We start from the raw sequence: 12,795 nt of genomic DNA on the forward strand, positions 1-12,795 counted from the left end.
AAGGAAATGATCATCATGTTGAAGAAGGAAAACATTCTAATGGACCAGACTGCAGGATCGAAGGAGGAAGCAATCGAAATGGCCGGCAGGCTGCTCGTACAGCAGGGCGCCGTCGAGGAGGCCTACATCGATTCCATGCTGGAGCGGGAGAAGGTCGTCTCCACCTTCATGGGGAATGGTCTGGCGATCCCCCACGGCACAGACGAGGGAAAGACCTCCGTCATCGAGAGCGGCCTCTCCCTCGTACAGGTGCCGGGCGGTGTCGACTTTGATGGGAATGAAGCCAAGGTCGTACTCGGCATTGCCGGCAAGGACAACGAACATCTTGATATGCTCCAAAAAATAGCAGTGCTCTTCTCGGAAGAAGAAAACGCCGAGCAGGTCATCAATGCCTCTTCTGCCGATGAAATCATCGCACTCTTTGAAAATGAGGAGATATGATATGAAAGCCGTTCATTTTGGTGCCGGAAACATCGGCCGTGGGTTCATCGGCAAAGTACTGCATGATAACGGATATGAAATCACATTCGCAGACGTCAATGAGGAGATCATAGATGCGCTGAACAGGGATGGGAAATATACTGTGCACATCGCCGAAGAGAATGGCGGCGCCTATGAAATCAGCGGAGTGGCCGGAATCAACACTGCAAAGGATGCAGAGAACCTGGCCCAGGCTATAGCGGAAGCGGACATCATTACGACAGCGGTCGGTGTCAACATCCTGCCGATCATCGCAAAAACCATCGCGCCCCACCTGGAAAAGCGCAGTGAAGGGAAGCTTCTCAACATCATCGCATGTGAAAATGCCGTGCTTGCCACAGATACGCTGAAAGCCGCCATTGCTGCTGAAGTCGGTACCCACGCCTTCACGAACATCGGATTCCCGAACTCTGCAGTGGACCGCATCGTCCCGATGCAGAAGAATGAAAACATCCTTGATGTGAAAGTCGAACCCTTCTACGAATGGGTCATCGAAGCCGACAATTGGATGGGGGACGATAAACTCGATGGCGTGAACTATGTACCCGACCTCATGCCCTATATCGAAAGGAAGCTGTTCACCGTAAATACAGGACACGCCGCCATCGCCTATTACGGAAAGACGCTCGGTTACACGAGCGTTTCGGAAGCAATGCAGGATGACGAGGTTGTCGTCTTCCTGAGGAATGTGCTCAACGAAACGACCCTCTACCTCACAGAAAACTATGACTTTACGCAGGCAGAGCAGTCACAGTATATCGACAAGATCATCGGCAGATTCAAAAACCCATACCTCTCCGATGATCTCGACCGTGTCGGCCGGGGCGTGCTCAGGAAGCTTGGCCCGAACGACCGCATCATCAAACCGCTCGTGTATCTGCATGAAAACGGGCACGACCACGATGCCTTGTCGGAACTGGTTGTCCATGCCCTGAAATTCGACAACGAGGACGACCCTGAACAGGTGGAGATGAACCAGATCATCTCCGGGAAGGGCATGACGCATTTCCTTTCCGAACACAGCGGCCTGGAAAAAGAATTACTGGAAGAGATTGAAGTAAAAATCTGATATGGATGCCCCGGCTCAGTAAGCCGGGGCATTTCCATGTCACATACATACAATTCATATGGCAAAAACATTAAATTTTTCGATATTTGTGTTATTTGTGGAAGGAAGCCGGGTAAAACTCCTATAGAGTCTAAATTACCAGGAGGTTTTCTAATGTCCAGGAAAAAAGATGAACTGAACCAAAGGGATACGATCGACAATACGAAGGAAGCACCTTTGACCACGAACCAGGGGTTACCCGTGAGCGAAGATGAGTTTTCTCTCAAGGCCGGTGAACGCGGCCCCACACTGATGGAGGACTTCCATTTCCGTGAAAAGATGACCCACTTCGACCATGAGCGGATTCCCGAGCGTATCGTCCATGCACGTGGATTTGCGGTACATGGTGAGTTTGAAGTGTATGAATCATTGGAAAAATACACGCGTGCCAAGTTCCTCACCGAACCCGGCAAGAAGACTCCTGTGTTCACACGTTTTTCCACAGTAGCCGGCAACCGCGGTTCCATGGATATCCCGCGTGATGTGCGTGGCTTCGCAACGAAATTCTATACAGAAGAAGGCAACTTCGACCTCGTGGCCAACAACATGCCGGTGTTCTTCATGCAGGACGCAATCAAGTTCCCCGACTTCGTCCATGCCGTAAAGCCTGAACCACATAATGAAATCCCACAGGCGGCTTCCGCCCACAACACCTTCTGGGACTGGGTATCGGAGAATACCGAAAGTGCTCATATGGTCATGTGGCTGATGAGTGACCGCGCCATTCCAAGAAGCCTTGCCATGATGGAAGGTTTCGGCGTCCATACGTTCAGACTGGTCAATGCAGAGGGCAAAAGCCACTTCGTCAAATTCCACTGGAAGCCGAAATTCGGTACCCATCAGGTACTATGGGATGAGGCACAGATGATCAATGGTAAGAATATTGACTTCAACCGCATGGAACTGTGGCAGAACATCGAAAAAGGCATCCCTGCAGAATTCGAACTTGGACTGCAGGTCATTCCAGAAGAAGATGAATTCGAAATGGAATTCGATATCCTGGATCCGACCAAACTGTGGCCTGAAGAGGAAGTGCCTGTACAGATCGTCGGCAAAATGACATTGAATCAGAACGTGGACAACTACTTCGCGGAGACTGAGCAGGTTGCGTTCCACCCAGGACATGTCGTTCCCGGCATCGACTTCAGTAATGATCCATTGCTGCAGGGCAGACTTTTCTCCTATACGGACACCCAGCTGATCCGTCTCGGCGGGCCGAACTTCCACCAGATTCCAATCAACCGCCCGGTATGTCCATTCGCCAACAACCAGCGCGATGGCTACAACCAGATGTACATCCATAAAGGCGAAACATCCTATTCCAATAATACGATAAACAATAATCAGCCAGAACCTCTGGCTCCGGAAAAAGGTGGATATGAGCATTACAGCGAAAAGGTCGAAGGCAGAAAAGTCCGTGCCAGAAGCGACAGCTTCAAAGACCACTTCAGCCAAGCCAAACTTTTCCTGAATTCGATGTCCGAGACTGAAAGGCAGCATATATATGATGCCTTAAGCTTCGAACTGGGCAAATGTGATATGGAAATCCGTGAGAACGCCATATACAAACTGCTGAACAAAATCGACCGTGATATGACGGAGTATGTCGCCGACAGGGTCGGTGTGGAAGCACCATCGGAAGTGGAGGAGTCCACCTACTCCAAACGCTCCCCTGCCCTCAGCATGGAGAATACCGAGTTCTCCCTGGAAACCCGCACAGTCGGTGTAATGCTGACACCGGATGTCGCCGAGCAGACATTGAAGGAAACGAAATCCAAGCTCGAAGAACAGGGTCTGCAGGTTACTTTCATATCTGATAAGATATATAAGATCGGGGACATCACCCTGGATGAAACATTCGATACCGTACACTGTGTACTCTTCGATTCAATGATCCTATTGAAAGGTGAAGAAAAGCCGCCTGCACCGGTTATCGAAAACCTGGAAATTGCGTATAAACATAAGAAGGCGATCGGATACGGCATTGATTCCGGCGACATATTCGATATGCTCTCCTTCACCAAGGACGACAAAGGTGTCGCAGACATTGAAAAGGACCTCGACGGCTTCCTCGAAGCGGTCAAAGGCCACAGGGTCTGGGACAGATAGCATCAAGTACTCCCCTCCTACTCAGGAGGGGTTTTTTGTTGCCATTTGTCCATGCTGCATCATTTACAAAACTGTCACAGGTTATCTTTTGACCCCACTCTTCCTGCGTGATAGAATATGGAATGTTTCAATTAGTTGAGCATGCTCAACAATCAGGCGGGGATCGATAATATGAAAAGGGAAAATGACATCGTACATAACTTGAGGGATATATATGGCTATGGCTATACGAAGGTCTTCAGTGACGTGACGGATTCCGTTGCGCGCATGCATATTTCGAAGACCCAGATGGACATCATCAAATATATCTACCTCAAAGGCCATGCAACACCCTCTGCGCTTGCCTCAGAGATGAATGTGCAGAGGAGTGCCGTCACACATACAATCAAAAAGCTTGAAAAGAAGAATCTGGTGACGGTCAAGCAGAATGAACTTACAAATGACCGGCGCTCCAAACTGATCTATATGACCCGGGAGGCTGAGGAACTCCTCGAGGAGTTCATGGACAACATACTTAAAAAGATCAGTGAAGATGTCGGGGAGCTGTCCCGGGAAGAATCACGCACCCTGCACGATGCCACACTTACAATATTGAAATACATACCTGGAGGTATAGACGATGAAACACATTCTTAAGTTCAAATGGCCGATTACAGCATTGATGCTGATCTTTGCCGTAACAACCTATATCCTTGCTCCAAACCTTACCCAGTTGGCTGCAGAGAAGGGGGACGTCCAGCTGTCCGATGATTCTCCAAGTGAACAGGCACGGCAGTTCCTTGAAGAATACGATCAGGACAAGGAAACAATGTCGCTTGTGCTGGAATTCGATGGCGAGGTCATGCCACATGAATCCGACATCGTTTCATACATCGATGAGATAGAATCGGTGGAAGGTGTTGAAAATGTCATCAACCCATTCGATTTTGAAGATGATGTGCAGGAAAACTTCATCAACGATGGGAATGGCGTGATCATGATTCCAATGGACTATGTCGGTCCGGTCAATGACATCGGTGGTGTCGCAGATTCCATCGAGGAGATGAATCCGACCGAAGCCGACACTTCCATGACTTCCAATGAACTGATCCAGAATACGGTGGAGCAGGATGCCATGGAAGGCATCCAGTCCACTGAAATGTTTACTGTGATCATCGTCGTAGCAGTACTGCTGCTCATGTTCCGCTCCATCGTCACACCTTTCATACCTGTAGCGGTAGTCGGTGTGGCCTATCTGATCGGACAGTCGTTCGTTGCCTGGTTTGTGGAATGGTTCGGGTTTCCGATCTCGCCACAGACCCAGAGTTTCCTGATCGTCATCCTGTTCGGCATCGGGACCGACTACTGTATACTGCTGCTCAACCGCTTCAAGGAGGAGCTCGAGCATCACGACAAGTACGATGCTATCATCCGCACCTTCTCCACCGGCGGCAAGACGGTCTTCATCAGCGGACTTTCAGGTGCGATCGTATTCGGTGTACTCTACTTTGCAAACTTCGAGATATACCGCTCGGCAGTCGGCGTGGCACTTGGTGTCGTCTTCCTGCTGCTGTCGCTCTTCACCCTGCTTCCCGCCCTCATGCACCTGCTCGGCAAGTACATATTCTGGCCGAACATCAAGAAGACGGAATTCAAGGAAAGCAGGCTGTGGACGCCGCTCGGCATCTTCTCATTGAAATATCCGACACGCATCATCTTCTCCATCTTCGCCATACTGATAGCAGTCGCGCTCTTCTATGATGACGAAGTGAACTTCGATTCCATCGAGGAACTGGACAATGAGTACTCTGCAGTACATGCCACCAACGTCGTCAGTGAGAACTTCGATGAAGGCCAGCTCTTCCCTGTCCGGGTCATCGTCTCGAACGGTGATGATCTGCTGACCCAGGAAAGCCTCTCAAGACTTGATGCCGTGGCTTCCACAGTCTCAAGCCTTGAAGGTGTACAGGAAGTGCAGACCATCACACGTCCGGCAGGTGAAGAGATTGAAGATCTTGGTGTCCGCAATCAGCTTGAACAGGCCAATGAAGGCATTGCTGATATGCAGGACGGGCTGAGTGACATATCAGAAGGACTGACTGATGCGAGCGACAGCCTTGCCAATAATGACATGGGAGGGGGAGACCTTTCCGAACTCGAATCCGGCATCGATGAAATCAACGGCAATATCGGCCAGATCACCGAGTACATGACACAGACCGGAGATGTTGAAGGCGCTGCCCAGCAGCTGTCACAAGTTCAGGAAGGGTTGACCACCCTTTCCGGGGAAGTCGCAGCCGCCAATACACAGATGAATGAGCAGCAGACAGCCGCCAACGAGCAGCTGACGGAGCTCTCCAATGGATTGCGCGATTCCGCCGAAGGCATCGATGAGATTCAGGATGGACTCGAAGAAGTGTCCACCCTACTTGGTGAGATCAGCGAAAACGAAGCCGTCGACCAGACCGGCATACACGTGCCGCAGTCCTTCATAGACAACGATGACATCCAGGATGCTGCCGATCAGTATGCATTCGGCGATAATGAAGCATTGATCATGAACGTCATTCTGGCTGATGACCCATACAGCCATGAAGCCATGGCGACACTGAATGAGATTGAAGAGACGGTCGACGGGGAACTTCAGCGTCTCGACCGGGAATCCACAGAATCCTACTTCTCAGGTGTAACAAGCATGAACCGGGACCTGAACCAGATTTCCAATGATGACTACAATCGTGTCGTAACGATATTCATACTGACACTGTTCGTCATCCTTGCCATCATCTTCAGATCCCTGATCCTGCCGATTTCAATGATCAGTTCCATATTCATCACCTATTTCGCCTCCGTCACCATCACACAATGGCTGCTTGGATTCTTCGGCTACGGTGAATTGAACTGGGCTGTGCCATTCTTCAGTCTGATCATATTCGCGGCACTCGGCATCGACTACTCCATATTCATCATAGACCGGTTCAGGGAGGAACTGACCGGACGCAGTATACGCGATGCCATTGAACAGTCCATCAGACGCATGGGTGGTGTCGTCATCACTGCAGTCATCATCCTGTCCGGTACGTTTGCCGCGCTGCTGCCATCCGGCATGATCATTCTGATCCAGGTCGCAAGCATCATCATCTTCGCCCTGCTATTCTATGCCTTCATCGTACTGCCGCTTCTCGTGCCGGCCTTCGTAATCACATTCGGCCGCGGCAACTGGTGGCCATTCAGGATGCCGGGCGGCAGAGAACGTGAGCATAAGTTTAGGGACAAGGAATAACGGGTAAATAATAAAAGTTAAGAATAATTGAGGAGTGAATATATGCCGTCACAAAAAAGTTCAGGTGTTGCAGCAGTATTGAGCGCCCTGATCAACGGTCTCGGCCAGATCTATAATGGGCAGATCCTAAAAGGGGTCTTCATCATCCTGTTGCAGGTGATCAACGGAGCCCTGACTATAATCCTTATCGGCTACGTGTTCCTGCCAATCGTATGGCTGTATGCCGTCATTGATGCATACCGTAGTGCCGAAAAGATAAACGCCAGAAACTACCGGAGATATGGCAGATAAATAAAGCAGGCCCATGGCCTGCTTTTCTTTTATACCGATATCGGTATATGGTATAATTTCACTGAAGGATGTGATTACGTATGGAAATTTTCGGTCTTTTTGCAGGCCTCGCCATCATCGGCATATTGCTGGCAATCTTCTTTTTCCTGCTTGGCATCGTCAAATGGCTGCTTCAGGGGTATTTCCTGTTCCGCGTTGCAGAGAAGAAGAATCTCGACATCCCATTACTGGGCTTCGTACCCTTCGGTACATTCTACCTTGGTGGACAGATGTATGATGGCCATATAACGGAGCGTGGCCAATTCAACCCCAAGACAATAGGTCTCGTGTTCGCCATCGTCGGCATCGTCATCTATATCATGGGGTTGTCCATCGGTGACATCGCAATCAGCTATGTACTGATGGAATCCATCGCCTTCCTGGGCCTCTTCAAGGCATATACGAAGAACCTCGGCGTCGCTGCACTGCTTGCCCTCTTGAACTTTGTGACTGCAGGCATCGCGGCCATCATCATCCTCTTCCTCTACAACCGTAAACTGGAAGAAGATGCATTTGGCATCGTCGACGAAACAGGCGAAGCGGATAAGAGCATTTAACCACAAAAAGGTCCTGACCATGGTCAGGACCTTTTTTCGTGGCTTCAGCTATTCCATTTTCAGCTCAAGCAGCCGGTCATCATCCTCTGATGGGTCCCCCCGTCCATCGGTGTTATTGGTGATGGTGTACAGCCGACCGTCTTCTACAAGTACATCCCGCATACGGCTGCCCTCATCATAGAAGGTGGAAGCGGAATTAGAGGACAGGTCAAAGGCGATGACCTCACTGCCCCTAAGTGCTGCGATATAAAGCGTCTCACCGTCATAGGCAATGCCCGAGGGCGCCCATGTATCAGATCCCGTATGATACAACGGAGTTTCGATCCCCGCTTCTTCTTCATCGCCTTTAACCACCGGCCATCCATAATTGGCACCCGGCTTGATGACATTGATTTCATCATGTCCGCTTGGTCCATGTTCTGTAGCATAGAGGGTCCCATTTTCATCCCATGCCAGCCCCTGCGGGTTACGATGGCCGTAGCTGAACACTTCATTATCAAAAGGATTGTCCTCCGGAATCGAACCATCTAGGGCAACCTTCAATATCTTCCCAGCCAGACTGTTTGTGTCCTGGCTGTACTCCCCATTACCGGCATCACCGGTAGTGATGTAGAGGTGACCATCCGGTCCGATATCCATTCTGCCGCCATTGTGGATAGTCCCTCCGGGAATATCTTCAACGATGACGCCGGATTCTGACCATGCAGAGCCCTCCCGCTTCATCTCGACGACCCGATTCTTCTCTCCATCATCCGAATATGTATGATAGAGGAAGGCGGTCTCGGTGTCGTTCGGGTGCACGATGAATCCTAGCAGGCCCCCTTCTCCTGAAGCATTGGTTTCCCGGTCGAGTTCAAGGGGCTGAACAGTCACTTCACCGTCACTCACCAGCTTCAGGGTGCCTCCCCTTTCGGAAATATAGAATCCTTCTTCCGTCTTCTCGATCATCCATGGCGTCTCCAAGTTCTTTGCCAATGTTTCCCCTTCCCCCGTATCGGGACCATTGCTCGCCGCTTCATTGCTGCATGCTCCAAGGACGAGAATCATCAATAAAATAATCCTCCTCATCATGCCATCCCCTCTTTCCACGGATCATTTTACATTCAATATCGCCTGGTACAGTATCTCCGCCCCGTTTGCCAGCGCAGAATGTTCGAACGTCATATTCGGGTGATGGAGCCCCGGCTTCAGATCACAGCCGAGCCCGAGCATGGCACCTTTCAATTCCGGCATCTTGACCGTATAGTAGTGGAAATCATCCCCGCCACTTGTAATGATCGGCTCAAGGCACTTCTCCTCTCCAAGCACATCCACAATCGAGTTGCGGAGTACATCAATTGCGTCCTGGTGACTCTCGCTCGCAACAATGCCGGAGAACTCCATATCTTCGATCTTCACATCATATATTTCCTCGATATTCTTCAAAATGGTGAAGACGCGCTCTTTCAGCTTCTCCATCTGCTCGTTGGTCTGCGCACGCATATCAATCCCGCATTCCGCACTCCCCGGTATGATGTTCAGCGACTTGCCTCCGGCGAGGAAGCGCGTCATCTTGACCGAGGAAGGGATGATAGGATTGATGTGTATTTTGGAGAGCATATTGACGATATCCGTACCGACCTCAATGGCATTATGGTTCAGGTGCGGCCTCGCACCATGCGCATCCTCCCCGACGATCTTGAATTCAACCGATCCTGCAGCCCCATGTTCAATGCTTGGCGCGGCAAATCCATTGACTGCCTCCTCTATCGGTCGCAAATGGATGCCGAAAAAGTAGTCCAGGTCATCCACGACGCCTTCGTCCACGACCGACAGTGCGCCCGTCCCGACCTCTTCTGCGGGCTGAAAAATGAAGCGCACGCCCCTCGATTCAAGCGCAGGGTCATCCTTTATTTTCAGCATCGTACCGATGACCATCGAAGTGTGCGCATCATGTCCACAGGAATGATTGGCCTGCTTGACGCCATCCACCTCCTGGAACAGTGCATCTATATCCGCCCGGATGCCTATGATTGGATTGCCTTCGTCAAAATTCCCGACATCACAGTAGAGCCCCGTCGTATTGCTGAATTTGACAGGGCTGAATCCAGCACCCTCCAGGTAGTCGTATATGTACGCCGTCGTCTCCGTCTCCTCATAGCTCAGTTCAGGGTGCGCATGCATATGTTCGAAAACTTCTTTCATTTTTTCCTCAATCACGTTTTTATCTCCTTTCATACAAACCATTGAATAATCATTCACTCTTCCTTATAATACATTATAAATTACTTGAAAATTCAAACAAGGGGGTATTTGATTATGAGCAACAATGATTCGACTGAAGAAAAGGATGGAAAACGCGAAAAGAGGGGATTCCGCCTCCCGGATGCCTACGCGATACTTTTCTTCTTCCTCGTGCTGGCAGCAGCAGCTACATACATAATTCCAGCAGGAACCTTTGAAACCGAACAGTCTGCAGAAGGCATCGATGTCATCATTCCAGGCACCTACAGCATCATCGATTCGAACCCGGCCGGATTCCTCGATATCTTCAGCGCAATCGTCGAGGGACTCGTCAGTACAGCGAACCTGATCTTCCTCGTTCTCATCATCGGCGGTGTATTCGCCGTCATCGAACGAACCGGTGCCATTGATGCACTGGTCACTAAGATCATCCGCATCACAAAGAATAAGGAATGGCTGCTCATCGCGCTCGTCATGATCGTGTTCTCCATATTCGGCACACTCGGCATCATCGTCAATGCGGTTATCGCCTTCATCCCGCTCGGCATCATCCTTGCCCGCTCTATGAAGATGGACGCGATCATCGGTGTATCGATCATCTACCTCGGGGCCTATGTCGGCTTCGGTGTGGCCATCCTCGATCCGCTCACAATCGGCTTCGCCCAAGAAATCGCTGAAATCCCTCTATTCTCCGGCGCGCCTGAACGTGTCGTCATGTACCTCATCACGCTTGCTGCCACCATGGCCTATGTCATCTGGTATGCGAACCGCATCAAGAAGGACCCGGAACGCAGCATACTGAAGGGCAACCCCTTCCCAAAAAACCCCAAGGAGGCTGAAGGTCTCGGTCAGCAGGATATGAAACTGAAGCACATCCTCGTGCTGCTTGCCCTGGCAGGCGGCATCGGCGCCTATGTCACAGGTGTATTCGTGGCGGAGTGGAGCCTCGGTGAAATGTCTGCCGTCTTCCTCGTCATCATGGTGGCCACGGCACTCATCGGCAGAATCCATGTGAATGAAATGATATCCACTTTCATCGAAGGGGCGAATACCGTTCTCTACGGTGCCCTCATCATTGGGATGGCCCGTTCCATCGTAGTGCTGCTCGAGCAGGGCATGATCCTGGACAGTATCGTCAATTTCATGGCCATCATCATGGATCCCTTCTCAAGCACAATGGGGGCGATCATGATGTTCATCGCCAACGGCCTGTTCAACCTGATCGTCACTTCCGGCAGCGGCCAGGCCGCCATCGTCATGCCGATCATGGCTCCGCTTGCAGACATCATGGACTTCCCGCGCCAGATTGCCGTACAGGCCTATACGATGGGTGACGGCTTCACCAACATCATCACACCGTTGTCCGGCGTCCTGATGGCAAACCTTGCCATCGCAGGCGTTCCATATACAAAATGGTTCAGGTTCGCCCTACCGCTTGTACTTATCTGGTATGTCCTCGGCATTATCTATATAATTGTACTTGTAGCAATAAACTGGGGTCCAGTATAGGAGGAAGAACTAATGAATATTAAAGAAATCAAACTGCATCAGCTCCTGATGAAGATGAAGACACCATTCACGACGAGCTTCGGCACACAGCAGGATCGCCACATCACCATTGTAGAAGCGATAGACGACGCCGGCCGTTCCGGCTTCGGGGAATGCGTCTCCGGAGAGGACCCGCTCTATTCCGAAGAATTCATGGACGCCTCAATCATCGCGATGAAGAAGTATTTCGCACCGATCGTCATCCATGAGGAAATCACCCATCCGGATGACGTATGGGAAAAGTTCAAACCGTTCAAGCGGAACAACATGGCCAAATCGGCAATTGAAGGGGCCGTCTGGGACCTCTACGCCAAGCAGAATGACATGACGCTTGCCGAAGCCATCGGAGGCAGAAAGGAGAAGGTCGACGTCGGTGTTTCCTTAGGCCTTGAGGATACGGATGAACTCCTCCTCGAGAAAGTGAAGGAGAAGGTCGACGAAGGATACAAACGGATCAAAGTGAAGATCAAACCCGGACGCGACGTAGAAATGATCCGCAGCATCAGGGACCGTTTCGGCGACATCCCACTCATGGTGGATGCGAACTCCGCCTATACGCTCGATGATATGGAGACGCTTAAGGCACTCGATGAATTCAACCTGATGATGATCGAACAGCCCCTCGCTGCCGGCGACCTCATCGACCACGCCAAACTGCAGAAGGAAATCAGCACACCGGTATGCCTCGATGAAAGCATCGACTCCTATGAAGCCGCACGCGGCGCCATAGAACTCCGAAGCTGCCGGATCATCAACGTAAAGGTCGGCCGTGTCGGCGGCATCACCCAATCCAAAAAGATCCATGACCTGGCAGCACAGCATGACATTCCACTGTGGTGCGGCGGCATGCTCGAAGCAGGCGTCGGCCGCCTGCACAACATCGCCATCACAACACTCGGCAACTTCACCCTGCCGGGTGATACCGCTTCATCCAGCCGATACTGGTATGAAGACATCATCACACCGGAAGTCGTCGCTGAAGACGGCGTCGTCGAAGTCAGCAGGGAACCGGGCATCGGTGCAGAAGTTGATTTCGGCAAGATGGAGCAATACCTGCAGAAGACGGAGTCCATTACAGAAGCAGACACCGTCGATATGATCTTCTATGATTGATTGGAACAGAAAAAGGACACGGACGGCGCATGTGCCGTCCGTGTTCTTTCTTGTATTGAATGGTC

At 50.9% G+C, this 12,795-nt stretch carries 11 protein-coding genes; 9 read left to right on the forward strand and 2 right to left on the reverse strand.

All coding sequences use genetic code 11. The annotated features are described in order from the left end of the window. The first annotated feature begins 15 nt into the window (after positions 1–15). The 7 genes from EDC33_RS07580 (at position 16) to EDC33_RS07610 (ending at position 7,846) form a co-directional block, all read left to right on the forward strand. Positions 16–441, forward strand: coding sequence for a PTS mannitol transporter subunit IIA (locus tag EDC33_RS07580; RefSeq protein ID WP_094906342.1), 426 nt, complete (start codon positions 16–18; stop codon positions 439–441). Between the two features lies 1 nt (position 442). Beyond that, the gene (locus EDC33_RS07585; protein WP_124010721.1) at positions 443–1,549 is read left to right on the forward strand and encodes a mannitol-1-phosphate 5-dehydrogenase; all 1,107 of its coding nucleotides are present in this window, start codon (positions 443–445) and stop codon (positions 1,547–1,549) included. A gap of 153 nt (positions 1,550–1,702) precedes the next feature. After that, a complete protein-coding gene (locus EDC33_RS07590) occupies positions 1,703–3,697 on the forward strand; it encodes a catalase (RefSeq protein ID WP_040106003.1) in 1,995 nt (664 codons plus the stop codon). 141 nt (positions 3,698–3,838) lie between these two features. Continuing rightward, positions 3,839–4,333, forward strand: a complete 495-nt coding sequence (locus tag EDC33_RS07595) for a MarR family transcriptional regulator (RefSeq protein WP_229716713.1) — start codon at positions 3,839–3,841, stop codon at positions 4,331–4,333. Beyond that, a complete protein-coding gene (locus EDC33_RS07600; RefSeq protein WP_124010722.1) occupies positions 4,317–6,959 on the forward strand; it encodes an MMPL family transporter in 2,643 nt (880 codons plus the stop codon). Before EDC33_RS07595 ends, EDC33_RS07600 begins: the two co-directional genes overlap by 17 nt. A gap of 42 nt (positions 6,960–7,001) precedes the next feature. Then, on the forward strand, positions 7,002–7,250 hold the full coding sequence (locus EDC33_RS07605) for a DUF5683 domain-containing protein (protein ID WP_040106005.1): 249 nt from the start codon (positions 7,002–7,004) through the stop codon (positions 7,248–7,250). An 80-nt stretch (positions 7,251–7,330) separates the two neighbouring features. After that, complete coding sequence (locus tag EDC33_RS07610) at positions 7,331–7,846, forward strand: hypothetical protein (RefSeq protein WP_124010723.1); 516 nt, start codon at positions 7,331–7,333, stop codon at positions 7,844–7,846. Positions 7,847–7,894: 48 nt separating this feature from the next. On the opposite strand, the gene EDC33_RS07615 is transcribed toward EDC33_RS07610, so the two are convergent. Further along, positions 7,895–8,893, reverse strand: coding sequence for a PQQ-dependent sugar dehydrogenase (locus EDC33_RS07615; protein WP_249036087.1), 999 nt, complete (start codon positions 8,891–8,893; stop codon positions 7,895–7,897). A gap of 45 nt (positions 8,894–8,938) precedes the next feature. Next, on the reverse strand, positions 8,939–10,045 hold the full coding sequence (locus EDC33_RS07620; protein ID WP_124010724.1) for an amidohydrolase: 1,107 nt from the start codon (positions 10,043–10,045) through the stop codon (positions 8,939–8,941). 99 nt (positions 10,046–10,144) lie between these two features. Here EDC33_RS07620 and EDC33_RS07625 point away from each other — a divergent pair, with 99 nt between their 5' ends. Both EDC33_RS07625 and menC read left to right on the forward strand, forming a co-directional pair. After that, positions 10,145–11,578, forward strand: coding sequence for a YfcC family protein (locus EDC33_RS07625; RefSeq protein ID WP_124010725.1), 1,434 nt, complete (start codon positions 10,145–10,147; stop codon positions 11,576–11,578). Positions 11,579–11,590: 12 nt separating this feature from the next. Further along, positions 11,591–12,730: an o-succinylbenzoate synthase gene (gene menC, locus EDC33_RS07630; protein ID WP_124010726.1), complete on the forward strand. Its 1,140-nt coding sequence runs from the start codon at positions 11,591–11,593 to the stop codon at positions 12,728–12,730. Positions 12,731–12,795 lie beyond the last annotated feature (65 nt).

It is taken from the genome of Salinicoccus roseus, assembly GCF_003814515.1.
Taxonomy (GTDB): domain Bacteria; phylum Bacillota; class Bacilli; order Staphylococcales; family Salinicoccaceae; genus Salinicoccus; species Salinicoccus roseus.

What these genes read in the sequence shown, in the direction of transcription:
- EDC33_RS07590 (WP_040106003.1), top strand. Translation starts at nt 1,703, where the DNA reads ATGTCCAGGAAAAAAGATGAACTGAACCAAAGGGATACGATCGACAAT.
- EDC33_RS07600 (WP_124010722.1), top strand. Translation starts at nt 4,317, where the DNA reads ATGAAACACATTCTTAAGTTCAAATGGCCGATTACAGCATTGATGCTG.
- EDC33_RS07605 (WP_040106005.1), top strand. Translation starts at nt 7,002, where the DNA reads ATGCCGTCACAAAAAAGTTCAGGTGTTGCAGCAGTATTGAGCGCCCTG.
- EDC33_RS07585 (WP_124010721.1), top strand. Translation starts at nt 443, where the DNA reads ATGAAAGCCGTTCATTTTGGTGCCGGAAACATCGGCCGTGGGTTCATC.
- EDC33_RS07610 (WP_124010723.1), top strand. Translation starts at nt 7,331, where the DNA reads ATGGAAATTTTCGGTCTTTTTGCAGGCCTCGCCATCATCGGCATATTG.
- EDC33_RS07595 (WP_229716713.1), top strand. Translation starts at nt 3,839, where the DNA reads ATGCTCAACAATCAGGCGGGGATCGATAATATGAAAAGGGAAAATGAC.
- EDC33_RS07615 (WP_249036087.1), bottom strand. Translation starts at nt 8,893, where the DNA reads ATGATTCTCGTCCTTGGAGCATGCAGCAATGAAGCGGCGAGCAATGGT.
- EDC33_RS07580 (WP_094906342.1), top strand. Translation starts at nt 16, where the DNA reads ATGTTGAAGAAGGAAAACATTCTAATGGACCAGACTGCAGGATCGAAG.
- menC (WP_124010726.1), top strand. Translation starts at nt 11,591, where the DNA reads ATGAATATTAAAGAAATCAAACTGCATCAGCTCCTGATGAAGATGAAG.
- EDC33_RS07625 (WP_124010725.1), top strand. Translation starts at nt 10,145, where the DNA reads ATGAGCAACAATGATTCGACTGAAGAAAAGGATGGAAAACGCGAAAAG.